This window comes from Pseudomonas sp. IT-196MI5, from assembly GCF_949767415.1.
Taxonomy (GTDB): Bacteria; Pseudomonadota; Gammaproteobacteria; order Pseudomonadales; family Pseudomonadaceae; genus Aquipseudomonas.
Genome location: NZ_CATKPZ010000066.1, coordinates 192,791 through 217,242 on the forward strand (window position 1 = coordinate 192,791; position 24,452 = coordinate 217,242).

The 24,452-nt window shown below is 60.4% G+C and carries 22 protein-coding genes; 9 read left to right on the forward strand and 13 right to left on the reverse strand.

Annotated features, from left to right (window positions below):
* Positions 1 to 26 precede the first annotated feature (26 nt).
* The 3 genes from ACM6IK_RS25195 (at position 27) to ACM6IK_RS25205 (ending at position 1,958) form a co-directional block, all read left to right on the forward strand.
* Positions 27 to 665, forward strand: a complete 639-nt coding sequence (locus ACM6IK_RS25195) for an FMN-dependent NADH-azoreductase (protein ID WP_414876466.1) — start codon at positions 27 to 29, stop codon at positions 663 to 665.
* Positions 666 to 971, forward strand: coding sequence for a DMT family transporter (locus ACM6IK_RS25200; RefSeq protein ID WP_414876467.1), 306 nt, complete (start codon positions 666 to 668; stop codon positions 969 to 971). It abuts the gene before it with no gap.
* A gap of 96 nt (positions 972 to 1,067) precedes the next feature.
* Entirely contained in the window at positions 1,068 to 1,958 is an 891-nt protein-coding gene (locus ACM6IK_RS25205; protein ID WP_414876468.1) for an esterase/lipase family protein, read from the forward strand.
* Positions 1,959 to 2,047: 89 nt separating this feature from the next.
* Here ACM6IK_RS25205 and ACM6IK_RS25210 read toward each other — a convergent pair whose 3' ends face one another.
* On the reverse strand, positions 2,048 to 2,935 hold the full coding sequence (locus tag ACM6IK_RS25210; protein WP_414876469.1) for a DMT family transporter: 888 nt from the start codon (positions 2,933 to 2,935) through the stop codon (positions 2,048 to 2,050).
* A gap of 97 nt (positions 2,936 to 3,032) precedes the next feature.
* Here ACM6IK_RS25210 and ACM6IK_RS25215 point away from each other — a divergent pair, with 97 nt between their 5' ends.
* From ACM6IK_RS25215 to ACM6IK_RS25225, 3 genes are all read left to right on the forward strand, one after another.
* Positions 3,033 to 3,827: an AraC family transcriptional regulator gene (locus tag ACM6IK_RS25215; protein WP_414876470.1), complete on the forward strand. Its 795-nt coding sequence runs from the start codon at positions 3,033 to 3,035 to the stop codon at positions 3,825 to 3,827.
* A 64-nt stretch (positions 3,828 to 3,891) separates the two neighbouring features.
* The gene (locus tag ACM6IK_RS25220; RefSeq protein ID WP_414876471.1) at positions 3,892 to 4,200 is read left to right on the forward strand and encodes a PsiF family protein; all 309 of its coding nucleotides are present in this window, start codon (positions 3,892 to 3,894) and stop codon (positions 4,198 to 4,200) included.
* Between the two features lie 236 nt (positions 4,201 to 4,436).
* Positions 4,437 to 5,450: an AI-2E family transporter gene (locus ACM6IK_RS25225; RefSeq protein WP_414876472.1), complete on the forward strand. Its 1,014-nt coding sequence runs from the start codon at positions 4,437 to 4,439 to the stop codon at positions 5,448 to 5,450.
* 123 nt (positions 5,451 to 5,573) lie between these two features.
* On the opposite strand, the gene ACM6IK_RS25230 is transcribed toward ACM6IK_RS25225, so the two are convergent.
* The gene (locus ACM6IK_RS25230) at positions 5,574 to 6,848 is read right to left on the reverse strand and encodes an Hsp70 family protein (protein ID WP_414876473.1); all 1,275 of its coding nucleotides are present in this window, start codon (positions 6,846 to 6,848) and stop codon (positions 5,574 to 5,576) included.
* Positions 6,849 to 7,146: 298 nt separating this feature from the next.
* Here ACM6IK_RS25230 and ACM6IK_RS25235 point away from each other — a divergent pair, with 298 nt between their 5' ends.
* The 3 genes from ACM6IK_RS25235 to ACM6IK_RS25245 all read left to right on the forward strand — a co-directional run bounded on the left by ACM6IK_RS25235 (position 7,147) and on the right by ACM6IK_RS25245 (position 13,828).
* Complete coding sequence (locus ACM6IK_RS25235; RefSeq protein ID WP_414876474.1) at positions 7,147 to 8,094, forward strand: DnaJ C-terminal domain-containing protein; 948 nt, start codon at positions 7,147 to 7,149, stop codon at positions 8,092 to 8,094.
* A gap of 23 nt (positions 8,095 to 8,117) precedes the next feature.
* Positions 8,118 to 8,423, forward strand: a complete 306-nt coding sequence (locus ACM6IK_RS25240) for a chaperone modulator CbpM (RefSeq protein ID WP_414876475.1) — start codon at positions 8,118 to 8,120, stop codon at positions 8,421 to 8,423.
* A 317-nt stretch (positions 8,424 to 8,740) separates the two neighbouring features.
* Positions 8,741 to 13,828, forward strand: coding sequence for an NEL-type E3 ubiquitin ligase domain-containing protein (locus tag ACM6IK_RS25245; RefSeq protein WP_414876476.1), 5,088 nt, complete (start codon positions 8,741 to 8,743; stop codon positions 13,826 to 13,828).
* A 44-nt stretch (positions 13,829 to 13,872) separates the two neighbouring features.
* Here the strand turns inward: ACM6IK_RS25245 and ureC are convergent, their stop codons facing one another.
* From ureC to urtA, 11 genes are all read right to left on the reverse strand, one after another.
* Positions 13,873 to 15,573 carry an urease subunit alpha gene (gene ureC / locus ACM6IK_RS25250; RefSeq protein WP_414876477.1) on the reverse strand — a complete coding sequence of 567 codons (1,701 nt, stop codon included), beginning with the start codon at positions 15,571 to 15,573 and terminating at the stop codon, positions 13,873 to 13,875.
* 169 nt (positions 15,574 to 15,742) lie between these two features.
* A complete protein-coding gene (locus tag ACM6IK_RS25255; RefSeq protein WP_414876478.1) occupies positions 15,743 to 16,048 on the reverse strand; it encodes an urease subunit beta in 306 nt (101 codons plus the stop codon).
* Entirely contained in the window at positions 16,048 to 16,581 is a 534-nt protein-coding gene (locus ACM6IK_RS25260; RefSeq protein WP_414876479.1) for a GNAT family N-acetyltransferase, read from the reverse strand. The genes ACM6IK_RS25255 and ACM6IK_RS25260 overlap by 1 nt, the downstream gene beginning before the upstream one ends.
* A gap of 7 nt (positions 16,582 to 16,588) precedes the next feature.
* Positions 16,589 to 17,122: a GNAT family N-acetyltransferase gene (locus ACM6IK_RS25265; protein WP_414876480.1), complete on the reverse strand. Its 534-nt coding sequence runs from the start codon at positions 17,120 to 17,122 to the stop codon at positions 16,589 to 16,591.
* A gap of 9 nt (positions 17,123 to 17,131) precedes the next feature.
* On the reverse strand, positions 17,132 to 17,434 hold the full coding sequence (gene ureA, locus ACM6IK_RS25270; RefSeq protein WP_108218467.1) for an urease subunit gamma: 303 nt from the start codon (positions 17,432 to 17,434) through the stop codon (positions 17,132 to 17,134).
* Between the two features lie 156 nt (positions 17,435 to 17,590).
* Positions 17,591 to 18,430, reverse strand: a complete 840-nt coding sequence (locus tag ACM6IK_RS25275; RefSeq protein ID WP_414876481.1) for an urease accessory protein UreD — start codon at positions 18,428 to 18,430, stop codon at positions 17,591 to 17,593.
* 30 nt (positions 18,431 to 18,460) lie between these two features.
* Positions 18,461 to 19,159 (reverse strand): urea ABC transporter ATP-binding subunit UrtE, encoded by a 699-nt coding sequence (urtE, locus tag ACM6IK_RS25280; RefSeq protein WP_414876482.1) that lies wholly within the window; start codon positions 19,157 to 19,159, stop codon positions 18,461 to 18,463.
* A 140-nt stretch (positions 19,160 to 19,299) separates the two neighbouring features.
* Entirely contained in the window at positions 19,300 to 20,169 is an 870-nt protein-coding gene (urtD, locus tag ACM6IK_RS25285; protein ID WP_414876483.1) for an urea ABC transporter ATP-binding protein UrtD, read from the reverse strand.
* On the reverse strand, positions 20,166 to 21,245 hold the full coding sequence (urtC, locus tag ACM6IK_RS25290) for an urea ABC transporter permease subunit UrtC (RefSeq protein ID WP_414876484.1): 1,080 nt from the start codon (positions 21,243 to 21,245) through the stop codon (positions 20,166 to 20,168). The genes urtD and urtC overlap by 4 nt, the downstream gene beginning before the upstream one ends.
* Positions 21,245 to 22,747, reverse strand: a complete 1,503-nt coding sequence (gene urtB / locus ACM6IK_RS25295; protein WP_414876485.1) for an urea ABC transporter permease subunit UrtB — start codon at positions 22,745 to 22,747, stop codon at positions 21,245 to 21,247. The genes urtC and urtB overlap by 1 nt, the downstream gene beginning before the upstream one ends.
* A 158-nt stretch (positions 22,748 to 22,905) precedes the next feature.
* Positions 22,906 to 24,171 (reverse strand): urea ABC transporter substrate-binding protein, encoded by a 1,266-nt coding sequence (gene urtA / locus ACM6IK_RS25300; protein ID WP_414876486.1) that lies wholly within the window; start codon positions 24,169 to 24,171, stop codon positions 22,906 to 22,908.
* Between the last annotated feature and the right edge of the window lie 281 nt (positions 24,172 to 24,452).

Consider the following 24,452-nt stretch of genomic DNA (forward strand, 5'->3'; position numbering starts at 1 on the left):
TGAGTTTAGTCCCTGAGGAAATTCAGATGAGTAAAATTCTTGCTGTTCATGCCAGTCCCCGTGGTGAGCGCTCGCATTCCCGCCGTTTGGCCGAAGTGTTTCTGTCGGCCTGGCAGGCCCGTCATCCCCACTCGCAGTTGACCCGACGCGAAGTCGGGCGGGCGTTGATACCGCCGGTGAACGAGGCGTTCGTGGCCGCCGCGTTTTACCCAGAGCCCGACGTTCGGCCACTGTCGATGCAGGCCGATCTGGCGCTCAGCGACGAGTTGGTCGGCGAACTGCTCGACCATGATGTGTTGCTGATTTCCACGCCAATGCACAACTTCAGCGTACCGAGCGGCCTCAAGGCCTGGATCGATCAGGTCGTGCGCATCGGGGTGACCTTCGATCACACCCTGGACAATGGCGTGGCCCAGTACCAACCGTTGGTGCAGGGCAAAAAAGCCCTGATCATTACCAGCCGTGGCGGCTTCGGTTTTGGCCCGGGAGGCGAGCTGGAAACCATGAACCATGCCGACAAGCTGCTGCGCACGGTGCTCGGATTCATCGGCATCACGGACGTCACCGTGGTGGCTGCCGAGGGCGAAGAGTCCGCCGAGCGCACCTTTGAAATCTCTGTCGCCGAGGCTGAGCAGCGCTTGCTGGCGCTGGCCGGGGAGTTCTAGATGGCCTGGCTGTTTCTGCTGGTCGCCGCCGGGTTCGAAGTCACTTTCGCCATGGGCATGAAGTACGCCGAGGGCTTTACCCGGCCCTGGCCTTCGCTGATCACGGTGGTGGCCGCTGTGGGCGGGATCTACTTCCTGACCCTGGCCATGCGCGAGTTGCCGGTGAGCATCGCGTACCCGATCTGGACCTCCATCGGTTCGCTGGGCACGGTGTTTCTCGGTTTCGCGCTGCTGGGCGAAAGCCTGACCGTGATCAAGCTGGTCTCGGTCGGGCTGATCGTGGCGGGTGTGGCGGGGTTGAAGTAGGGCGGATGACATAGACTTGTCATCTTCGCTGGCGATGCTTGGCGGATGTCTTGCATCCCGCCTTGCGCCACCACCCTACCACCAGGATGTCCGCTCATGTCGCAAGGTTCTGCCCCGCGCTACCCGTTGGTGTTGGTCCCGGGAATGCTCGGGTTCATCCGCCTGGTGCTTTATCCCTACTGGTACGGGATCGTCGAGGCGTTGCGCCGTGGTGGTGCCGTGGTGTTCGCGGTGCAAGTCTCGCCGCTCAACTCGAACGAAGTGCGCGGCGAGCAACTGCTGGTACGTATCAACGAAATTCTGCGGGAGACCGGGGCCGACAAGGTCAACCTGATCGGCCATAGCCAGGGCTCGCTGACTGCCCGCTATGCCGCCGCCAAGCGTCCTGACCTGGTGGCATCGGTGACCTCGGTGGCGGGGCCGAACCACGGCTCGGAGCTCGCCGATTATCTGCACAGGCATTATCCCCATGACAGCGTCCGTGGTCGTTTGCTGTGCTTTTTGCTGCGGATGGTCGGCGCGTTGATGGCTTTTCTGGATACCGGTTACCGCGGGCCGAAGCTGCCGGTGGATATCCCCGCATCCCATCACTCCCTCACTACCGCTGGCGTGGCGCTGTTCAACCAGTGTTATCCACAGGGCTTGCCTGAAACCTGGGGCGGTCACGGTGCCGAAGAGGTCAACGGCGTGCGCTATTACTCCTGGTCTGGCACCTTGCAGACAGGTGTTACCGATCGCGGTTGCAATCTGCTGGATGGCACCAACCGCAGTTGCCGGTTGTTCGCCAAAACCTTCGTCCGCGAAGCCGGGCATTGCGACGGCATGGTCGGACGCTACAGCTCGCACCTGGGGACGGTGATTGGCGATGAGTATCCGCTCGATCACTTCGATATCGTCAACCAGTCGCTGGGGCTGGTGGGCAAGGGGGCCGAGCCGATCCGGTTGTTTGTCGAGCATGCGGCGCGGCTGAGCGCGGTAGGGCTTTAGACCGAGTTATCGTTCATCGCGAGCAAGCTCGCTCCCACATTTGGAGTGCATTCCCCTGTGGGAGCGAGCCTGCTCGCGATGGCGTCAGATCAGGCAACACTGACCTTACGGCCCAACACCGTCGTCCAGCGTTCGGAAACTATCACCCCACCCAAGGTCAACACCCCACCGACCAGGTGATACATCGCCAGCTGTTCATGCAGCACCACCGCCGCAATCAAGGCGGTAATCAACGGCAGCAAATTGAAAAACTGTGTGGTCCGGCTCGGCCCTAAACGTACCACGGCCTGCATCCACGCCAGTGGCGCGACCATCGAGGCCAACAGACAGGCGTACAGCACCAGCGGAATGTTCTGCAGGGTCGGGCCGACTTTCGGTGAGGCGAGGAACAGCGGAAACAGCACCAACACGGCCACCAGCACCTGCAAATACAGGAGCACCAGCGGCGGCAGCTTCAGCTGCCATTTTTTCAGCAGGGTGCTGTAGACCGCGTAGGCCAGGGTGGCGATCAGCATCATCGCATCGCCCAGGTTGACCCCGTGTTCCAGCAATGCGCCAAGGCTGCCGGACGACACCACCACCAGGACACCGACGAATGACAATACCGCACCGGCCAGGGCGCCCATGGTCAGGCGCTGGCCGAGGCTGATGATCGCCATGGCGAGCGACATCAGCGGCATCAGCGACAGGATGATGCCCATGTTGGTGGCCGAGGTCAGACTCGCGGCGAAGTACGCGAGGCTTTGATAAACGGCCATGCCCAGTACACCGAGGACAAAGATCTTGCCCAGTTTCGGGCGAATCAGCGGCCAATGGGCGAGTACCGGTTTGAGCATGAAGGGCGTGAACAGCAACCCGGCCAGCAGCCAGCGGTAGAAACCGATCTCGGCGGGGAAGATCGCCCCGGCCGACATCTTGGTGATCACGGTGTTGCCGGCCCAGATAAGAATGGCCAGCAGGGGGTAAGCGTATTGCATCGGGAAAAACCAGAACGTTAATGAGGGGCAATTATCCGCTTGTCTGGATGCAAGCCTATACTTCAATCCAGACAACCGGCCCTTGATGACGGACAGCATGAGCAGTAAACACATCGACCTGCTGGATTTCAGCGAACTGCCGTCGGCGGTGTACTTTCGCTACGCCGATTTCGACGCCCACGAATACGCCGCGCCCCACCGGCATCCCTGGGGGACGCTGGAATACGCAGCCCACGGCGTGCTGCACATGGACGTCGATGGCAGCCGCTTCATGTCGCCGCCGCAATACGCGGTATGGGTGCCGCCGCAGATCGAACACAGTTTCTACAGTCGCCAACCGGTCAACTACCGTGCGGTGTGCCTGGCCCCCAAGGTATGCGCCGATCTGCCGCCGCGGGCCTGCACCCTGGCCATCAGCGACATCCTCAAGGCGATCCTCAAGGACTTCGCCGCCCGTGACGTGAAAATCCCCGAGCAGGCTGCGGACCAGCGTCTGGCCCAAGTCCTGGTGGACCAACTGCAACAGGCACCGGTGCACGAGTGCTACTTGCCCTACGCCAGCAGCCCGGGACTGCTGGGGATTCTGGAGTCATTGCAGGCCGAGCCGGGGGATAACCGGGCGCTGTCGGAATGGGCTGCACGCATTCATGTCAGCGAGCGCACCCTGGCACGGCAGTTCGTGCGGGAACTGGGCATGAGTTTTGGTGAGTGGCGCCAGCGCCTGCGTTTTCTGGCGGCGATCGAGGCGCTGGATAGCCCGCGCAGTGTTCAAGAGATCGCCTTCGACATGGGCTACAGCACAGGCTCGGCGTTTATCGCGATGTTCCAGCGTCAGGCCGGGTGCACGCCGGAGCAGTATCGCCGCAGCCATCTGGAGAACAGGAAGGTGTAACAGGGGTTGTCTACACTCCAGTACAAGGCCGCGCTCCTCGGCGCGGCGACAAGGAGAAAACTTCATGACGATATTGCGTGTCCCGTTGTTGATGATCGGTTTGCTGCTCTGCTCCCAGGGCTTCGCCGCCACAGCCCAACAGGAAAAGATGACTACCTGCAACGCCGACGCCACCGCGAAAAGCCTCAAGGGCGACGAGCGCAAAGCCTTCATGAGCACTTGCCTGAAGGCCGCACCGGCGGCAAACGATGCCGGCAAGGCCCTGACGCCACAGCAGGAAAAAATGAAAACCTGCAACGCCGACGCTGCCACCAAAGCCTTGAAGGGCGATGAGCGCAAGGCGTTCATGAGCGATTGCCTGAAGAAAAAATAAACATTGAGCCGATTGATGTGGCAGCTGCGGGGGCCTCATCGCGAGCAGGCTCGCTCCCACAGTGGGACTGAGTGCACAGGACAAATGTGGGAGCGAGCTTGCTCGCGATGAGGTTGGTCGGAGCACTGCAAAAGAACCTGAACCCCGACCAAGGTCGCCCCATACAATCCCTAGTGCTCGCACCGGATCGCTGGCAGACTGCCAATCCTTTTTATGCCGTTCGTTTTTGAGGCTGTATGCCAACGTTTTCTCAGCGTCAAGTTTTGCTGGTCATCAGCTGGGTCATCATTTTTGGCGGGTTGCTGCTGGTCATCCCGTTGCGATTGCTGCCCAGCCTGCTCGCCGGGTTGCTGGTGTTCGAGCTGGTCAACATGCTCACCCCGCAACTGCAACGGCTGATCGAAGGCCGGCGCGCGCGCTGGCTGGCGGTGGCGTTGCTGGGGACTCTGATTGTCAGCGTGCTGACGCTGATCTTTGCCGGCGCCATCAGCTTTTTGCTGCACGAAGCGGAAAACCCTGGCGCTTCCCTCGACAAGTTCATGGGCGTAGTCGACCGCGCACGCGGGCAACTGCCGCCGTTCATCGACGCTTACCTGCCAGCCAGTGCCGCGGAGTTTCGCGTGGCGATTGGCGAGTGGGTGAGCAAGCACCTCAGTGATTTGCAACTGGTGGGCAAGGATGCAGCGCACATGTTCGTGACGCTGCTGATCGGCATGGTGCTCGGCGCGATCATCGCCTTGCAGCGCGTTCCGGACCTGACCAAGCGCAAACCATTGGCCGCCGCACTGTTCGAACGTCTGCACCTGCTGGTCCAGGCGTTTCGCAACATCGTGTTCGCCCAGATCAAGATTTCCCTGCTCAACACCATCTTCACCGGGATTTTCCTGGCGGTGATCCTGCCGCTGTTCGGCATCAAGCTGCCGCTGACCAAAACCCTGATCGTGCTGACGTTCCTGCTCGGCCTACTGCCGGTGATCGGCAACCTGATGTCGAACACCCTGATCACCATCGTCGGCCTGTCGCTGTCGATCTGGGTTGCCGTGGCGGCGCTGGGTTATCTGATTTTTATCCACAAGCTCGAATACTTCCTCAATGCGCGCATCGTCGGCGGGCAGATCAGTGCCAAGTCGTGGGAGTTGCTGCTGGCGATGCTGGTGTTCGAGGCCGCGTTCGGCCTGCCGGGGGTGGTGGCGGGGCCGATTTACTACGCGTATCTGAAGAGTGAGTTGAAGCAGGTGGGGATGGTTTGATCTTTTAGATCTTTATTGCCTGGCCCGGCCCCATCGCGAGCAAGCTCGCTCCCACAATGGACCTGTGTTCGCAGGTCAATGTGGGAGCGAGCTTGCTCGCGATGGAGGCGCCTCGGTTCTGGATCAGTCCATAGAGCCGTAACGCTTGGCAGCCTCGATCGCCAGACCACTGCCGATACTGCCAAAGATGTTGCCTTCCACATGCCGCGCCTTCGGCAACATCGCCGAAACACTGTTGCGCAATGCCGGAATCCCGCTCGAACCACCGGTGAAGAACACTGTATCGACTTGATCGACCCGCACATCGGCATCGGCCAACAATTGGGTAACGCTGTTGCGCACCCGCTCCAGCTGGCTGTCGATGGCCGACTCGAACAGCGTACGGCTCAAGTCCACGCTCAGACCCGCTTCAATGCGATCCAGTGGCACGTGACGGTTGTCGGCGTGGGTCAGCTGGATCTTGGTTTCTTCCACTTCCATGGCCAGCCAGTGCCCAGCGCGCTGTTCGATCAGCTTGAACAGGCGGTCGATGCCGCCGGTGTCCTCGATGTCGTAGCGCATGCTGCCCAGGGCCAGTTGCGACTTCTGCGAGTACACCGAGTTGATGGTGTGCCAGGTCGCCAGGTTCATGTGGTGGCTGGTGGGCATGTAGGCGCCGCTCTTCATGCGGCTGCCATAGCCGAACAGCGGCATCAGGCCTTGCAGGCTGAGCTGTTTGTCGAAGTCGGTTCCGCCGATGTGCACACCGCCGGTGGCGAGGATGTCCTCGTGACGGTTGTCCACCCCCCGACGCTCCGGCGACAGGCGCACAAGGGAGAAGTCGGAGGTACCACCGCCGATGTCGACGATCAGTACCAGCTCTTCTTTCTCGATGGTCGACTCGTAGTCGAACGCGGCGGCAATCGGCTCGTACTGGAACGAGACTTCCTTGAAGCCGATCTTGCGCGCCACGTCTACCAAGGTGTCTTCGGCTTCCTTGTCGGCCATCGGGTCATCGTCGACAAAAAACACCGGGCGGCCCAGCACCACTTCTTCGAATTCCCGACCGGCGGCGGCTTCGGCGCGGCTCTTGAGCTGGCCGATGAACAGCCCGAGCAAATCCTTGAACGGCATCGCCGTGCCCAGGACGCTGGTGTCGTGCTTGATCAGCTTGGAACCCAGCAGGCTTTTGAGCGAGCGCATCAGGCGGCCTTCGTAGCCTTCCAGGTACTCGTGCAACGCCAGTCGACCGTACACCGGGCGGCGTTCCTCGATATTGAAGAAGACCACTGACGGCAGGGTGATCTTGTCGTCCTCCAGCGCGATCAGCGTTTCCACGCCGGGGCGCAGCCAGCCGACAGTGGAGTTGGACGTGCCAAAGTCGATACCCAAGGCACGGGCTGGAGATGCGTTGTTCATGTCTTTCAGGTTCCGGTTAAAAAACGGCCGCGCAGTGTATGTCAGAGCGCGCCAGATTCGAAGGCCGGTTATCTGCTAATTCTTCGCAGACGATGCCTTGAAAGATGGGGCATCCCCCCCAAACTACCCTGCATCAACCGGACAACCGCGGGAGTGCTCCCAAGAAGCCCCGCCTGCTGCCGATAAACTTCTGCTGCGCCGCCCGGTCACAAATTTGAGATCGGTCAGACCAATGGCTGCAAACAAGCGCATGCTGTGGCCTGTGGCGCGATTCTGATAACGGATGGTGATTCCTTCGATGGACTTCAAAGACTATTACAAGATTCTCGGTGTGGAGCCGACCGCAGACGACAAGGCGATCAAGGCGGCCTATCGCAAGCTGGCGCGCAAATACCACCCCGACGTCAGCAAGGAAAAGGACGCCGAGGCGAAGTTCAAGGACGCGTCTGAAGCCTATGAAGCGCTGAAAAGCGCCGACAAACGCGCCGAATACGATGATTTGCGCCGCTATGGCCAGCACGGCCAGCCATTCCAGGGGCCTCCGGGCTGGCAGAGCCGTGGCGGTTTCGGTGGTGGCGGCCAGGACACGGGCGATTTTTCGGACTTTTTCAGTTCGATATTCGGCAATCGTGGACCAGGCTTTGGTGGTGGTGGACAGTCGCGTCGCAGCACCGGACGCCGAGGGCAAGACGTGGAAATGGAGCTTGGGGTTTTTCTCGAAGAAACACTGTCGACCGAGTCGAAGAAGGTCACCTTCCAGGTACCGCAGTACAACGCGGCCGGGCAGCATGTGAGCAACACCAGCAAAAGCCTGAACGTGAAGATCCCCGCCGGCGTGACCGACGGCGAGCGCATTCGCCTCAAGGGGCAGGGCGCTCCGGGCGTGGGTGGCGGCGCCAATGGCGACCTGTACCTGACGATCCGTTTTGCCCCGCACCCGAAATTCGATGTCGAAGGCGAGAACCTGATCATCACCTTGCCGCTGGCACCGTGGGAACTGGCACTGGGTGCCGAAGTCGCCGTGCCGACCCTGACCGGAAAAATCAACCTCAAGGTACCGGCGGGCAGCCAGAACGGCCAGCGCATGCGCGCCAGGGGCCATGGCCTGATGAACAAGGCCGGTGAGCGCGGTTATCTGTTCGTACAACTGAAGGCTGTCATGCCGAAGAAGTCCGACGATGACATCAAGGCCCTGTGGCAGGAACTGGCGAAAAAAGCCGCGTTCGATCCCAGAGAACACTTCTGAACCCAGACATGGAGTAGCCCGTCATGAGCAGCCCCCTGATCGTTCAACTGGACCTGGCAGAATTCTGTGAGGCGGCCGACTTGTCGGACGTCCATGTGATCGAAATCGTCGAACACGGCATCCTCGAACCTCAGGGCGCCCAGCCCAAGGACTGGCGTTTCAACGATTATGAGCTGACCCTGGCCAAACGCGCCGTCAAGCTACGGCGCGATCTGGAGCTGGAATGGGAAGGCGTCGCCCTGGCGCTGGACCTGCTTGAAGAAGTCCAGCAGCTGCGGGCGGAGAATCGAATGCTCAAGCAGCGGCTGGGGCGGCTGCTGGTCGAGTAAGCGTTCTGGTGTTTTTGTATTGGCTGTCAGGTTGCTTTCGCGAGCAGGCTCGCCCCTGCAATGGATCGTGTTGTTCACAAATCCTGTGTTCAGAGCAATCACCTGTGGGAGATTCTATGTTTGGGGGGAACACCACCGCCGATAAAAGCAGGCACATTCGTGGTTGTGTGGTGAGGTAAATAGATATTTTCGGCGCCTGGATTTCCGAATGCACAGGGCTGTTTTTGTACATTGAACCAACGATTATTTGCGCTTTTGTTCACGGGACAAGCGCATAACCATAGAGACCCAATCAATGGTTTGAAGGTGTTCAAGACATGCCTCAATTGCAAGGAAGCAATCCAACAGGGCCGTCAAGTCCGGCAACAAAGGAAGACAACGGAGTTCATCACCAACGGATAAAACCGTTGATCCCCAAGGCGATTACCGAAGCACCACGGGCCAGGCTCCTGGCGACGGTGGATGTACAGCCGACGTTCCCTGCCTGGTATCTGAAAGCCCGACCGATGGACCGCGACTATCTCAAGCAACTCATCGACGAGCGCTGGCGCCTGCAAGGGCGGCTGGACGAATTGCTCGGCGATTTACAGCACGACATCAAGGCCTTTGCCGAGCCGTTGCTCAAAACCCAGTTGCTCTCGAACTTCAATGAGCATGGCAATCCGAATGACCTGCAATTGCGCCTGTATGTGCCGAACAGAATCGGCGGTGTAATCGATACCCAGGCCAGTACCATCCGTCGCTCCACGCTGCTCGAAGCGGCGCTGCACAACTTCGAAGAGGATGAAACCCGTGATGATGCGTTTCGCAGCGGCTCCGCGGTGTTACGCAAGGACTTTCGTGGCGACCTGCACGAGAACAAGGTCATCACCCCGCAAAAATTTGCGACGCTGTGCCGCGGCCTCGATATAGGCGGGCAATACCAGACCCACATCAAGTCATTGCTCACCCCCGCAGATGCCAATGCCGCTCGCCTGCTTGAGGAACGTTCGATCGCCAGTGACAAAGCGGCCCTCAAACTGGCGTCGACGACGGCGTATCTCAAGGGCGATATCGGCCTGCACGGTTACGCAACGATCGGCGCACTGATCGACGGCAAGTCTGATATCCAGTGGCATGGCCGTGCGCTGCAAAGTCATCGTTTGTCGCTAATGGGCTGCCAGATGACCGGCGTTGTGCTGTTCAGTGCTGTGGCCGAATCAACGGCAGTCAAAAGGGCCATTGATGAGCTGACGCCCGATGCACTCAAGCAATGGCTTGATTTCTCCCGACGGGCAACGTCCTCGCTACCCAATGGCTTCGATGCCTTGCGCCTGCTCAAGGCTTTTTTCGCCAACGGCCCGAAAGGCGTGGTGGAAGAGATGCTGCGCAAGGACGAAATTTACCGCCAGAATCGGCTGAGCGGGCATTTGATCGCTTGGGTACCGGATGACCCGGACCATCCGCTGAAGGAATATGCCTCGCTCACCGACTTCATGAAAACGCTGATCGGCCAACTGCGTGAAAGTGACTACCAGGGTTTTTTCAGTCGTTTTGTCGCACAGAAAGACAAGGCGATTTTTTTCAGCCGGGTCAATGAGCGGCTCAAGTCCATCACCTGGCAACAGCGCGAACCGCTGGACATGGGGCCGTGGTGGCGAGAAACGCCAATCGAAAACCCTGATGCGCAACCTGTCACTCATCTGATCAGCGACAACCTGTGGGTCCGTCTGTTTCGTGAGCGTCGCGACAAAGCCATCGCCGATGCCCGATTGATTGCGGTGCCGACCGATGATGAAGACGCCAATGCTCGCTGGAAACGCCTGAGCGGCTATCTGGACATCGCCTGGAACCTGTTCAACTTTAGCGCAATGCTGGTGCCGGTGCTGGGGCCGGCCATGCTGGGCCTGATGGCCGCGCAATTGCTGGCGGAGCTGGTCGAGGGCATTGAAGACTGGAGCAAGGGTGACGTCGAAGAGGGCGCGGCGCACATCAACAGTTTCTTGATCAACGGTGCGCAATTGGCCCTGATGTTCATGGGGCACGTGCTGCCCAAAGGCCCCACGCCGATCAGGCCATCACCCCTGATCGACAGCCTTGAACCGGTGGAACTGCCCAACGGAAAAACGCGCCTGATCAAACCCGATCATGCACCTTATGAGCACCGCCTGGCGCTGCCCGAAACCGCAACGCCCGATGACTTTGGCGTCATCGAGCATGACGGGCGCAAAGTGCTGCCGCTCGAGGGCAAGCAATTCGTGCTCAAGGAGGATCCGCTCACTGGACAGCCTCGACTGCAGCATCCCAAGCGGCCAGATGCCTATCAGCCGAACATCGAACACAACGGTGCTGGCGCCTGGCACACGGAGTTCGAACAACCGATCGAGTGGGGCAAGCGCAAGCTGTTGCGGCGCCTCGGTCCATCAGTGGATGGGCTCAGTGACGAAGTGCTGGATCAGGTGCGGCATGTCAGCGGTGTCGACGAAGGCGTACTGCGTCGTATGCACGTCGAAAATGAGCCACCGGCGCCCTTGCTCGTGGACACGCTGAAGCGCTTCAAGGCTTACGCGGACGCCGACAAGCTAGGTGCGCAAATCCTCAATGGTCAAGTGCCGCAGGAACTGTCGGAGAAAGTGACGGGGTTTGTGACGGCGTTACATGGCTGGCCGGAATCCAGGGCCCTGGTGCTGGAAGCCGATGCCGCTTCGGGCCGACCGTCACTGAGCTTCGGTGCAGCTGAGGCTACGCCTGAAAATACCCTCAACATTTCCCGGGCTGATGTTTGCGAAGGCCGCCTGCCGACACGAGTGGTTGACGCCCTCAGCGAGTCGCAATTGCAGGACTGGTTCGGCAGTGAAGTTGCGAAAGAACGCTCGGCGCGTGTTGCCGAGCTGAAAACACGCATCGCCCGCCAGGCGCAAGACAGCCAAAAAGCACTGTTCGATACGTTGTACGAGGCCCGGGAAACCACCAGCGATGAACGGATATACCTGCTGAAGCGGGATTTTCCGGAACTGTCGAATGCCGCCGCGCAAGCCCTGCTGGACGATGCCACCGAAGCCGAGTCGTTGAAATTGACCCGAGACAGACGGATCCCGTTGCGCTTGCGCGAAATGGCGCGCAAGTCTGTGTTCGGCCTGCGTTTGAGTCGCGCCTATGAAGGGCTTTATCTGGACGAGTTGAGTAATGCCGACACCGACCGACTGGCGCTGCATACCCTGGCAAACTGGCCGAAATGGCCGACGGATATGCGCATCGAAGTCCGCGCTTTTTCCTTCACCGGTGCACTGCAAGACAGCGTTGGTCCGGTCGATGCCTCGGTGCGCAAGGTGTTGGTATTGCGCGAGGACGGGCGCTATGAAGCTTACGACAATGAGGGAGGCCATCTGCAGGGAGCGGACGATCTGTACGGGGCATTGCTGCATGCCTTGCCCGATGCCGACCGCAAAACGCTGGGGTATGAGATCAATCAGGGAGCCCAACTGCATCAGGCGGTTAAACAAGCGCCGCTGTCCCACGACACGTTCTCGAAAACCCTGCTGGATCATCCGATACGCAAGCCCGCTTACGACCCGCAGATCATGCGTTTGCGTGGCGGAATGGTCGCTTACAGGGTGCACTCACAATATCCGGATCTGTTGCGAATTCGCACAGGATCACTCTATCCAGGCCTGGATGACAGTCAGGTAGAGGCGCTGCTGAACGCTTTTGGTGAGCGGGCTGCCGAGCGAGTGGCTGAGCTGGAAACCGAGTTCGATCGCTTCAATGATTCAATGCGTCGTTGGGTCAACCAACCTACCTCATCCTGGCGTCTTACAGCCGATGGCGTCTCGGAGTGGAAATCCAGAAACGATATCTACGCGAAGCTCCGCCGCTGCTGGCAGCGCACCGGACCGGCGGGCGTTGAGGCACCCGGCATCGTGGCGCCGCAGGCACTGAATCTGGATGGTTTTCCTTTGGACAGGCATTTGGCGGCGATGCCTGAACTGTCGGCCAGTTTTGATCACGTAACCGAACTCAGCCTGAACAATGTACGACTGCGTAATGAGCATGTCCGGTTCCTGCGGTCATTCCGGCAATTGCGGCAGTTGAACATGACGCAAAACAGATTGACCCTGTTTCCTCAGGAGATCGGCAACATGCGCCAGCTGACTCATCTGGTGCTCAGCGATAACAACATCTCCCTGGACAGCGAGGGGATCGCCCACCTCAGGGGACTGACCCGCTTGCACCTGTTGCGTCTGGACAACAACCCGTTGCGCTTGCCGCCTGATGTCAGTCGTATGCCCAGGTTGCAGGCGATAACCCTTAACCATTGCCAGCTCAATACCTGGCCCACGGGTTACCTTGGCCGGAATCGCCCGCGTAGCATTTATCTGAACCTTGAGTTCAACGTGCTCACGCAAATTCCCGAAGTGGCGCCCGGCTCTTTCCGTGCGGAATTGCTGGCGCGCACATTCTTTACTCGCGAGGAGGGCTGGATTTCGCCCGAGAACCTTGAGCGGGTGCGCACGTACATCGAATCGCTCGGTCTGGACCCTGATCGAGCCTATCCCCCACGCGGTGTTCTCGACAGTTCCGAATGGGGAGAAGGGCTGAGCAATGCAGAGTGGAATGCGAAACAGGAGGTCTGGGACAACGTCGAAGACGAGTATGGTTCGCTGCCGTTTTTCAATGAAATCCGGCGGCTGACCGAGTCCTATGATTTCAAGGCCGAAGACAAAAGTTATCGTATCGAACTCACCGCCAAAGTGTGGCGCATGCTGGAGGCCATGGCCGAAAGAACCGAGTTACGGGAAAAACTGTTTGCCGAGGCGACGAGTACCACCAACTGTGTCGATGGCGGCACTCAGTTGTTCAATGCCATGGGCGTCGAGGTATTAGTGCACGAGGCTCGTTCATTGGCCAATCCGGGGCTGGTGGAAGCCGAGCTGCTGCAACTGGCGAGGGGCAAGGCGCGTCTGGACGAACTGGGCAGGATTGCCCGCGAGCGTGTCGCTGAGCGCTTGCGTGCCGGAGAAACCTTTTATCGCCCCGGAACCGAAGGTGGAACCATCGATGAAGTCGAGGTGCATTTGGCTTACATGACGGATCTGGCGGAACGCCTGGATCTGCCCTGGCAAGCGCGAGGCATGCAGTTTCGGGCTGTTTCCAAGGTGAGCAAGGAGATGATCGAGGCAGCCTGTCAACGTGTGCTGGCTCTGGAAGAAGGGGACTTGCTGACTGAGCGGATCCTTGAGCAACCGACCTGGCAATCCTTCATGGAAACGACCTATCGACAGGAATTCGATGCCCTCAAGCTGAGGCTGGAAAATGCTGAGGATGAAGACATATTTCAGGCCATCAAGGCGCTCGAAAAAACGTTGACCCGGCAGGCTCTGGGCCGAGCCAAACTGGAGAAGGTGAACACCAAAATCGGTAGCTGACCCGCAAGCCCCGAACGCCAGGCGTTCGGGGCTTCTTTCATTGCTCAGAACAGGAAATAGCGCTGGGCCATCGGCAAGGTTTCTGCAGGCTCACACCACAGCAATACACCGTCTGCCTTGACCTGATAGGTTTGAGGATCGACGTCGATATCCGGTAGGTAATCGTTGTGAATCAGATCGATTTTCCGCACGTCGCGACAACCTTTGACCACGGCGATTTTCTTCTTCAGACCCAAGGCTTCCGGCAAGCCGGCCTGCTGCGCCGCCTGGCTGATGAAGGTCAGGCTGGTGGCGTGCAGCGTGCCGCCAAAGCTGGCGAACATCGGGCGGTAATGCACCGGCTGCGGCGTCGGGATAGAGGCATTGGCGTCGCCCATCAGGCTGGCCGCAATGGCACCGCCCTTGAGAATCAGCGTCGGTTTCACGCCGAAAAACGCCGGGCGCCAGAGCACCAGATCCGCCCATTTGCCCACTTCGACCGAACCCACTTCATGGCTGATGCCGTGGGTGATCGCCGGGTTGATGGTGTATTTGGCGATGTAGCGTTTGGCGCGGAAGTTGTCGTTGCCTTCACCGTCGCCGGGTAGCGGGCCGCGTTGTTTTTTCATCTTGTCGGCGGTCTGCCAGGTGCGCGTAATGACTTCGCCGACGCGCCCCATGGCCTGGCTATCGGAGCTGATCATCGAGAACGCGCCGAGGTCGTGGAGGATGTCTTCGGCGGCAATCGTCTCGCGACGAATGCGACTTTCGGCGAAGGCCACGTCTTCGGCAATGCTCGGGTCCAGGTGGTGGCAGACCATCAGCATGTCAAGGTGTTCGTCGATGGTGTTGCGGGTGAACGGCCGGGTTGGGTTGGTCGAGCTCGGCAGCACGTTGGCGAAGCCGCAGGCCTTGATGATGTCCGGCGCGTGGCCGCCACCGGCGCCTTCGGTGTGGTAGGTGTGGATGGTGCGGCCCTTGAAGGCGGCGAGGGTGGTTTCGACGAAGCCCGACTCGTTGAGAGTGTCGGTGTGGATCGCCACCTGCACATCGTACTGATCGGCCACATTCAGGCAGTTGTCGATGCTCGCCGGGGTGGTGCCCCAGTCCTCGTGCAGCTTGAGGCCGATGGCGCCGGCCTTGACCTGTTCGATCAAAGGCTCCGGCAGGCTGGCATTACCCTTGCCGGTCAGGCCGATATTCATCGGAAACGCGTCGGCAGCCTGAAGCATGCGCGCCAGGTGCCACGGCCCGGAGGTGCACGTGGTCGCATTGGTGCCGGTGGCCGGCCCGGTGCCGCCGCCGATCATGGTGGTGACGCCGCTCATCAACGCCTCTTCGATCTGCTGTGGGCAGATGAAGTGGATGTGGGTATCGATGCCGCCGGCGGTGAGGATCATGCCTTCGCCGGCGATCACTTCAGTGCTGGCGCCGATGGCGATGGTGACATTGGGCTGAATGTCCGGGTTGCCGGCCTTGCCGATCGCGGCGATGCGCCCGTCCTTGAGGCCGACGTCGGCCTTGACGATGCCCCAGTGGTCGATGATCAGCGCGTTGGTGATCAGAGTGTCGACCACTTCCGCGGCCAGTAACTGGCTTTGACCCTGGCCGTCACGGATGACTTTACCGCCGCCGAATTTCACTTCTTCGCCGTAGGTGGTGAAGTCCTGTTCCACTTCGATCCACAACCCGGTATCGGCCAGACGCACCTTGTCACCGACGGTGGGACCGAACATGTCGGCGTAGGCTTGACGGGAAATCTTCATCGGAATTCCTTGCACAAATTAATTGTGGCGAGGGGGCTTGCCCCCGTTCGAGTGCGAAGCGCTCGCAATCTGGTTGATGAGGTTTGTCTGACGAACCGAGGTGGCCGGTTTTACGACCGCTGCGCGGCCGAACGGGGGCAAGCCCCCTCGCCACAGGGGCCGGTGCTAATCACAGATCACCCATGATCCGCCCGGCAAAACCGAACACCCGACGATGCCCGGCCAGGTCCACCAACTCGACCTCGCGACTCTGCCCCGGTTCGAAACGCACCGCCGTGCCGGCCGGGATGTTCAGGCGCATGCCGCGACTGGCAGCGCGGTCGAACGACAGCGCGTCGTTGGTTTCGAAAAAGTGGTAATGCGAGCCGACCTGGATTGGCCGGTCGCCGCTGTTGGCGACCTTGAGGCTGAGGGTGCGCCGGCCAGCGTTGAGCTCGATCTCGCCGGGCTGGATCTGGTATTCACCGGGAATCATCAATGGGCTCCTTGGAGAATCTTGTAGTAGAGGGCCGTCGGCTTGTAGCGACCGCTCGGGTCACAGGCGTAATCGGGAATTTCACCGGCGCGGGTATAGCCCAGCGATTGGTAGAAGTCTTCGGCGGGCGAGCCGGCTTCGGTGTCGAGGTAAAGCATGCCGCGCTTGTGCTGCAGGGCGGCCGCCTCCAGCGCGCTCATCAGTTGCTGGCCCAGGCCGCGACGCCGCGCATGCTCGCGCACCAGCAGCTTCTGCACTTCGGCACGGTTCAGGCCGTTGGCTTTCTGGCACAGACTCAGTTGCACACTGGCCTGTACCTGCTCGTCCTTGACCACCACCCACAGCAACACATTGCCCTTGTTCAGGTTCTCCTGAACCTCATCGAAATACGCCCGCGCCTGGGTGGCATCGAGGTCAGCCATGAAGCCGACACTGGCGCCATAGCCAACGGCATCGAGCAGCAGGTCGATCAGGCCCTGACGATAATGCGCAAAGCTTTCTACGTTGACGCGTCGCAGTTGGGCGGCGTTCATCGGGGGATTACTCCTGGTTGATGCTTGGCGGCTGCGCGCCGGAATTCAGGGTCAGTTGCATGAAGGTCAGGTCCAGCCAGCGACCGAACTTGGTGCCGACCTGCGGCATTTGCCCGGTGGTGATAAAACCGATGCGCTCATGCAAGCGAATGGAGGCAGCGTTACCGCTTTCGATAGCCGCGACCATCACGTGCTTGCCGCAGCCTTTGGCGCGTTCGATCAGCGCTTGCATCAGTTGCGGGCCGAGGCCGTTGCCGCGCTGGTCGCTGCGCACATAGACCGAGTGCTCGACGGTGTGGCGGAAACCGTCGAAGGGCCGCCAGTCGCCGAACGAGGCGTATCCGAGCACCGTGTCGTCGGCATCGACGATCACCAGAATCGGATAAGCCTGGGATTGCCGGGCGCTGAACCAGGCCTGGCGGTTGTCGAGGTCGACCGCGTGCTCGTTCCAGATCGCCGTGGTGTTGAGCACCGCGTCGTTGTAGATGTCGCGGATGGCCGGCAGATCGGCATGCACGGCATCGCGGATGTGGTAAGTCATGGCGCGGCCTCAGGCGATGGGTTGGTGGACGGTGACCAGTTTGGTGCCGTCGGGGAAGGTGGCCTCGACCTGGACTTCCGGGATCATTTCCGGGATGCCTTCCATCACTTGTTCGCGGGTCAGCAGGGTGGTTCCCAAGTGCATCAGCTCGGCCACCGTCTGCCCGTCGCGTGCGCCTTCAAGCAGCGCGGCGCAGATGTAGGCCATGGCTTCCGGGTAATTGAGTTTCACGCCGCGAGCCAAACGCCGCTCGGCCACCAGGCCGGCGGTGAAGATCAGCAGCTTGTCTTTTTCGCGTGGGGTCAGGTCCATCGTAGACATCCATCTGGGCAGATTAAAAAAGTGTTGGATCTGCTTGCACAGAACCCTGTGGGAGCGAGCCTGCTCGCGAAAGCGGGTTCACATTCGATAGATGTGTTGCCTGACACACCGTCTTCGCGAGCAGGCTCGCTCCCACAGAAAAGCAATTCAGGTGTTCCATATTCGGGGTGGCACGGCCTCGCGACCGAGCAACGCAGGCCTGAGCAATCGCCACAAATCAATCAGCCATCCCCGGGCCAACAGCGCCTCACTGGCCAGGCATCGGGCAACCAGCAGCCCCGGCAATTGGGTCAAATCCCCGCGCACGTCGTTGGGCAGCGAGCGGCAGGTTTCCAGCAGTTCGCCATCGATCTCACCCGTCACCAACAACGTAGCAAACACCGGTTGCCCGTCCAGCCCGATGGGTGAATCGAGCAAGCCGTCCGCCCCGACAACGCGCTGGCGTTCATGCCAGAGCAACTGGCCGTCGCGGCGGATATCCAGATGTGCCTGGAAGTGCCCAAGGTCGAAGCGCTCGCCACTGGCCGGACGGCCCAGCGCCACGACGTCCCAATAGAACAGTCGTGCATCGCCTTCAAGGTCGATGCAGGTGCTGAGTTCAGCCTGGGCCGCGCTGAAAATGATCGTCTCCTGGGGCAGCCATTCCAGTGTCGCACCGGCTGCCACCTTCAACTTCAGCTGCTGATAGGCGGGGCCGGCGGCGCGATACCACTTGGCCGCGCCGGGGCTGGTGATCTGTGCCCAGGCATCGCGCTCGACGCGGGCTGAAATATCCAGCCGATCACCGCCGGCAATCCCGCCCGGCGGGTGGACGATGATGTGTTGGCAGACTTCAGGCCCTTCGGCATACAGATGCTTTTGTACCCGCAACGGACCCAAGTGGCGGCGCTGGACCGGACGTGTGCTATCGCCGAAGCGGGCGTAACCCAGCTCCAGCTCGGCGTGCCAGCTTGGAGTGAACGGCGTTGTTTGGGCAGGTAAATTCATGATTTCTAATTTTCGTCAGAACGCTACAGATTAGATCGTAACCAGGCCGCGCACACCTTCGGCTTCCATATTCTCTCCGCGACCCTGTTGCACGATCTCGCCTCGGGACATCACCAGGTACTGGTCAGCCAGTTCGGCTGCGAAATCGTAAAACTGCTCCACCAGCAGAATCGCCATGTCGCCCCGGGCGGCGAGTTTTTTGATCACAGCACCGATCTCCTTGATTACCGAGGGCTGGATGCCTTCGGTAGGCTCGTCGAGGATCAGCAGACGAGGGCGGCTGGCCAGCGCCCGGCCAATGGCCAGTTGCTGTTGCTGGCCACCGGACAGGTCGCCGCCGCGCCGTTGCTTCATTTGCAGCAGCACCGGGAACAGTTCGTAGATGAAGGCAGGGACTTCCCTGGCTTCGCTGCCGGGAAAACGCGACAGCCCCATCAGCAGGTTTTCTTCCACGGTCAGGCGGCCGAAGATTTCCCGGCCCTGCGGTACGTAAGCGATGCCGGCATGCACACGCTGATGCGGCTTGAACGCAGTGATCGGTTTACCTTCCCACTTCACTGCGCCTTCCTTGGCCGGCAGCAAACCCATCAGGCACTTGAGCAGGGTGGTCTTGCCTACGCCGTTACGCCCGAGCAGGCAGGTGACTTCACCGACTTTCACGTCAAATGTCAGGCCGCGCAGGATGTGGCTTCCGCCGTAGTACTGGTGCAGCTTGTCGACTTGCAGCATGTTCGAATTCCTTCTGTTTTACACAGAACCCTGTGGGAGCGGGCTTGCTCGCGAATGCGGACTGACATTCAACATTTGCATCGACTGGCACACCGCTTTCGCGAGCAAGCCCGCTCCCACATGGGTCGGTGTTCACATGTCTATCGACCGAGATAAACCTCGATCACCCGCTCGTTGTCCTGCACCTGCTCCAGTGACCCCTCGGCCAGCACACTGCCCTGATGCAGCACAGTAACGTGGTCGGCAATCGAACCGACGAAGCCCATATCGTGCTCGACTACCATCAGCGAGTGCTTGCCGGCCAGGCTCTTGAACAGCTCTGCGGTGAATTCGGTTTCGGCGTCGGTCATGCCCGCCACCGGTTCGTCGAGCAGCAGCAATTGCGGGTCCTGCATCAACAACATGCCGATCTCCAGGAACTGCTTCTGGCCGTGGGACAACAGGCCTGCCGGGCGATTGACCGAGGAGGTCAGGCGAATGGTCTCCAGCACTTCGGCGATGCGGTCTTTCTGCTCGCCGTTCAAGCGCGCCCGCAGGCTGGCCCAAACGGATTTGTCGGTTTTCTGCGCCAGTTCCAGGTTCTCGAACACGCTCAAGGCCTCGAACACCGTCGGTTTCTGGAACTTGCGGCCAATACCGGCCTGGGCGATCTGCACTTCGCTCATTTGCGTCAGGTCCAGGGTTTCGCCGTACCAGGCCTTGCCGTGACTGGGACGGGTCTTGCCGGTGATCACGTCCATCAGCGTGGTCTTGCCCGCGCCGTTGGGGCCGATGATGCAACGCAGTTCGCCGACGCCGATGTACAGGTTCAGATTGTTCAACGCGCGGAAGCCGTCGAAGCTGACGCTGATGTCTTCCAGGGTCAGGATGGTGCCGTGGCGTGTGTTGAGGCCAGGACCAACACGCTGGCCGAGGCCGATGGCATCGCGGCTGCTGCCGGCGTCCTTGTTGGGCTCTACAGGAAAAAAAGCCGGTTCGAGCATGAATTCAGCGGTTGCAGTGACTCTCATTGCTCACCTCTTTTCTTCAACAGTCCGATCACGCCTTTGGGCAAATACAGGGTCACGACGATGAACAGCGCGCCAAGGAAGAACAGCCAGTACTCGGGGAACGCCACGGTGAACCAGCTCTTCATGCCGTTGACCACGCCGGCGCCGAGCAGCGGACCGATCAAGGTGCCGCGCCCGCCGAGAGCCACCCAGACTGCCGCTTCGATGGAGTTGGTCGGCGACATTTCGCTCGGGTTGATGATCCCCACTTGCGGCACGTACAACGCACCGGCCAGACCGCACAACACCGCGCTCAATACCCACACGAACAGCTTGAACCCGCGCGGGTCATAGCCGCAGAACATCAACCGGTTTTCCGCATCGCGCAGCGCAGTCAGGACCCGGCCGAACTTGCTCTGCGCCAGGCGCCAGCCGATGTACAGGCTCGCCAGCAGCAACAGCACCGTGGCGAAAAACAGCACCGCGCGGGTGCCCGGTTCGGTGATGCCAAAGCCAAGAATGGTGCGGAAGTTGGTGAAGCCGTTGTTGCCGCCGAAGCCGGTTTCATTGCGGAAGAACAACAACATGCCGGCGAAGGTCAGGGCCTGGGTCATGATCGAGAAATACACACCCTTGATCCGCGAACGAAAGGCGAAGAAGCCGAACACCAACGCCAGCAATCCCGGCGCCAATACCACCAGGCACAGGGTCCAGAGGAAGCTGCTGGTGCCGGTCCAGAACCATGGCATTTCGGTCCACGACAGGAAAGTCATAAACGCCGGCAAACCATCGCCCGAGGCCTGGCGCATCAGGTACATGCCCATGGCATAGCCGCCGAGGGCGAAGAACAGGCCGTGGCCGAGGGACAGCAGGCCGGCATAACCCCAGACCAGATCGAGCGCCAGTGCGACGATGGCATAGCAAAGAATCTTGCCCGCCAGCGTTAGCGTGTAGGCGGAGACATGCAAAGTACTGTCCGCCGGTAACAGCGACAGCAGCGGCAATGCCAGCAACAGAGCGAGGATCACCACACCGACGGCAATCGTGACTTTCGGGCCGGCCTTTTGTGTGGCCTTGAGCATCAGGGGCTGGTTCATCAGTCGATCACCCGTCCTTTGAGTGCGAAGAGGCCTTGCGGACGTTTCTGGATGAACAGAATGATCAACGCGAGGATGAGGATCTTGCCGAGCACGGCACCGATCTGCGGTTCGAGAATCTTGTTGGCGATCCCCAGGCCAAACGCCGCCAGTACGCTACCGGCCAACTGACCGACGCCGCCGAGCACCACCACCAGGAACGAGTCGATGATGTAACTCTGGCCGAGGTCCGGGCCGACATTGCCGATCTGGCTCAGGGCCACGCCACCGAGGCCGGCGATGCCCGAGCCGAGGCCGAAGGCGAGCATGTCCACGCGCCCGGTCGGGACACCGCAGCAGGCGGCCATGTTGCGGTTCTGGGTGACGGCGCGAACATTCAGACCGAGGCGAGTCTTGTTCAGCAACAGCCAGGTCAGCACCACCACAAACAGCGCAAAGGCAATGATGACGATGCGGTTGTACGGCAGCACCAGGTTCGGCAGCACTTGAATGCCGCCCGACAGCCAGGCCGGGTTGGCCACTTCGACGTTCTGCGCGCCGAACACCAGGCGAACCAGTTGGATCAGCATCAGGCTGATGCCCCAGGTGGCGAGCAGGGTTTCCAGTGGCCGTCCATAGAGGTGGCGAATCACCGTGCGCTCAAGCGCCATGCCGATGGCGGCAGTGACGAAAAATGCCACGGGCAACGCGATCAGCGGATAGAACTCGATGGCCTGCGGGGCGAAGCGCTGGAACATCAACTGCACCACGTAGGTCGAGTAGGCGCCGAGCATCAGCATCTCGCCATGGGCCATGTTGATCACGCCGAGCAGGCCGAAAGTGATCGCCAGTCCCAGGGCAGCGAGCAGCAGAATCGATCCCAGGGACATGCCGCTGAAGGCCTGCCCCAAGAGCTCGCCGACCAGCAGTTTGCGTTTGACTTGAGCGAGGCTGGTTTCAGCGGCGGTACGCACATTCGCGTCGGTTTCAACGCCCGGCTCCAGCAGGTTTTCGAGACGGGTGCGGGCCAGTGGATCGCCGGTTTCGCCGAGCAGACGTACAGCGGCGAGGCGCACGGCCGGGTCTGCGTCCACCAATTGCAAGTTGGCCAAGGCGAGGCTCAATGCCGCGTGAACACCTTCGTCCCGTTCGCCAGCGAGCTGCTGGTCGAGGAATTTCAACTGCGCCGGTTTGGCGCTTTTCTGTAAATGCTGCGCAGCCACCAGACGAATTTTGGCGTCGGCGGCGAGCAACTGATGGCTGGCCAGCGCGGTGTCGATCAGCCCCCGCAGGCGGTTGTTCAGGCGCAGGGTTTTCGGTTGGCCGTCGAGGGTCAATTCGCCTTGTTGCAGGGCATTGATCAACTCGCTACGAGCCGGGTCGGGCTGCGCGGCCCAGGTTTCCAGCAACCTGGCCTGCTGCACGGGATTGGCGGTGACGAAGTCTTCGGCGTCGCCGGCGTGGGCGGCCATCGGCAACAGCATTGCGATGGCGAAAATGAAGCGGTAAAGGGCGGTGGGCATAGGAAGTCGCCTTGACGCGGACATTGTGGGAGCGAGCTTGCTCGCGATAGCGGTGGTCCAGTCACAGAAATGTTGAATGTGCCGCCCTCATCGCGAGCAAGCTCGCTCCCACAGGGATTTGTATCAGGCCCGAATGCTTGGACCCGACATCCAGTGGCTCAGTTGCTCTTCACCGCATATTCCGGCTTCTTGTCGTTACCCGGGATGAACGGGCTCCACGGCTGGGCGCGGATTGGCCCTTCGGTCTGCCACACCACGTTGAACTGACCGTCGGCCTGGATCTCGCCGATCATCACCGGTTTGTGCAGGTGGTGGTTGGTCTTGTCCATGGTCAGGGTGTAACCGGACGGCGCGGCAAAGGTCTGGCCGGCCAGAGCTTCGCGGACTTTGTCGACGTCGGTGGATTTGGCTTTTTCCGCCGCTTGCGCCCACATGTGGATGCCGACATAAGTGGCCTCCATCGGGTCGTTGGTCACCGCCTTGTCGGCGCCCGGCAGGTTGTGTTTCTTCGCGTAGGCTTTCCAGTCATCGACGAACTTCTTGTTCACCGGGTTCTCGACCGATTCGAAGTAGTTCCACGCCGCCAGGTTGCCCACCAGTGGCTTGGTGTCGATGCCGCGCAGTTCTTCTTCGCCGACCGAAAACGCCACGACCGGAACGTCGGTGGCTTTCAGGCCCTGGTTGGCCAGTTCTTTATAGAACGGCACGTTGGAGTCGCCGTTGACGGTGGAGATAACCGCCGTCTTGCCACCGGCCGAGAACTTCTTGATGTTGGCAACGATGGTCTGGTAGTCGCTGTGACCGAACGGGGTGTAGACCTCTTCGATGTCCTTGTCGGCCACACCCTTGGAGTGCAGGAACGAACGCAGGATCTTGTTGGTGGTGCGCGGGTAGACGTAGTCGGTGCCGAGCAGGAAGTAGCGCTTGGCGCTGCCGCCTTCCTCGCTCATCAGGTATTCAACGGCAGGGATCGCCTGCTGGTTCGGCGCGGCGCCGGTGTAGAACACGTTCGGAGACAATTCTTCGCCTTCGTATTGCACCGGGTAGAACAGCAAGCCGTTGAGTTCTTCGAACACCGGCAGTACCGATTTGCGCGACACGGAAGTCCAGCAACCGAACACCACGGCGACCTTGTCCTGGGTCAGCAACTGACGACCCTTCTCGGCGAACAGTGGCCAGTTCGAGGCCGGGTCGACTACGACCGGTTCCAGCATCTTGCCGTTCACGCCACCCTTGGCATTGATCTCGTCAATGGTCATCAGCGCCATGTCTTTCAACGACGTTTCGGAGATCGCCATGGTTCCGGACAACGAATGCAGAATACCGACCTTGATGGTCTCGGCGGCCTGGACAGTCCAGGTCATGCCCATCGCGGCAATGGATGCCGTGAGTGTGAAAGCCTTGATCAAGCTGCGACGCTTCATTGTGCGATCTCCATGAACGTTAAGGTTTTTTATGGTTGGCAGATGCGGACGACTGAAGGTGTGTTTTGCAAGGGCTGTGCCCGGTCGGGGAAGGGCAGGGAAATGTCGTATTAGAGCGGTTGTGCGGTGTGGGCAACGCACCATGAAGGATCGCGACTGGCGCATTGGTGCGAAGATTCGCGCCACATTGGGGCGCAGATATTGTCTCGCACTGTAGGAGTGAGCTTGCTCGCGAAGACAGTGTGTCAGTCACGGTGATATTGGATGTGCCGGGGTCATCG

What these genes read in the sequence shown, in the direction of transcription:
- ACM6IK_RS25195 (WP_414876466.1), top strand. Translation starts at nt 27, where the DNA reads ATGAGTAAAATTCTTGCTGTTCATGCCAGTCCCCGTGGTGAGCGCTCG.
- ACM6IK_RS25200 (WP_414876467.1), top strand. Translation starts at nt 666, where the DNA reads ATGGCCTGGCTGTTTCTGCTGGTCGCCGCCGGGTTCGAAGTCACTTTC.
- ACM6IK_RS25205 (WP_414876468.1), top strand. Translation starts at nt 1,068, where the DNA reads ATGTCGCAAGGTTCTGCCCCGCGCTACCCGTTGGTGTTGGTCCCGGGA.
- ACM6IK_RS25210 (WP_414876469.1), bottom strand. Translation starts at nt 2,935, where the DNA reads ATGCAATACGCTTACCCCCTGCTGGCCATTCTTATCTGGGCCGGCAAC.
- ACM6IK_RS25215 (WP_414876470.1), top strand. Translation starts at nt 3,033, where the DNA reads ATGAGCAGTAAACACATCGACCTGCTGGATTTCAGCGAACTGCCGTCG.
- ACM6IK_RS25220 (WP_414876471.1), top strand. Translation starts at nt 3,892, where the DNA reads ATGACGATATTGCGTGTCCCGTTGTTGATGATCGGTTTGCTGCTCTGC.
- ACM6IK_RS25225 (WP_414876472.1), top strand. Translation starts at nt 4,437, where the DNA reads ATGCCAACGTTTTCTCAGCGTCAAGTTTTGCTGGTCATCAGCTGGGTC.
- ACM6IK_RS25230 (WP_414876473.1), bottom strand. Translation starts at nt 6,848, where the DNA reads ATGAACAACGCATCTCCAGCCCGTGCCTTGGGTATCGACTTTGGCACG.
- ACM6IK_RS25235 (WP_414876474.1), top strand. Translation starts at nt 7,147, where the DNA reads ATGGACTTCAAAGACTATTACAAGATTCTCGGTGTGGAGCCGACCGCA.
- ACM6IK_RS25240 (WP_414876475.1), top strand. Translation starts at nt 8,118, where the DNA reads ATGAGCAGCCCCCTGATCGTTCAACTGGACCTGGCAGAATTCTGTGAG.
- ACM6IK_RS25245 (WP_414876476.1), top strand. Translation starts at nt 8,741, where the DNA reads ATGCCTCAATTGCAAGGAAGCAATCCAACAGGGCCGTCAAGTCCGGCA.
- ureC (WP_414876477.1), bottom strand. Translation starts at nt 15,573, where the DNA reads ATGAAGATTTCCCGTCAAGCCTACGCCGACATGTTCGGTCCCACCGTC.
- ACM6IK_RS25255 (WP_414876478.1), bottom strand. Translation starts at nt 16,048, where the DNA reads ATGATTCCCGGTGAATACCAGATCCAGCCCGGCGAGATCGAGCTCAAC.
- ACM6IK_RS25260 (WP_414876479.1), bottom strand. Translation starts at nt 16,581, where the DNA reads ATGAACGCCGCCCAACTGCGACGCGTCAACGTAGAAAGCTTTGCGCAT.
- ACM6IK_RS25265 (WP_414876480.1), bottom strand. Translation starts at nt 17,122, where the DNA reads ATGACTTACCACATCCGCGATGCCGTGCATGCCGATCTGCCGGCCATC.
- ureA (WP_108218467.1), bottom strand. Translation starts at nt 17,434, where the DNA reads ATGGACCTGACCCCACGCGAAAAAGACAAGCTGCTGATCTTCACCGCC.
- ACM6IK_RS25275 (WP_414876481.1), bottom strand. Translation starts at nt 18,430, where the DNA reads ATGAATTTACCTGCCCAAACAACGCCGTTCACTCCAAGCTGGCACGCC.
- urtE (WP_414876482.1), bottom strand. Translation starts at nt 19,159, where the DNA reads ATGCTGCAAGTCGACAAGCTGCACCAGTACTACGGCGGAAGCCACATC.
- urtD (WP_414876483.1), bottom strand. Translation starts at nt 20,169, where the DNA reads ATGAGAGTCACTGCAACCGCTGAATTCATGCTCGAACCGGCTTTTTTT.
- urtC (WP_414876484.1), bottom strand. Translation starts at nt 21,245, where the DNA reads ATGAACCAGCCCCTGATGCTCAAGGCCACACAAAAGGCCGGCCCGAAA.
- urtB (WP_414876485.1), bottom strand. Translation starts at nt 22,747, where the DNA reads ATGCCCACCGCCCTTTACCGCTTCATTTTCGCCATCGCAATGCTGTTG.
- urtA (WP_414876486.1), bottom strand. Translation starts at nt 24,171, where the DNA reads ATGAAGCGTCGCAGCTTGATCAAGGCTTTCACACTCACGGCATCCATT.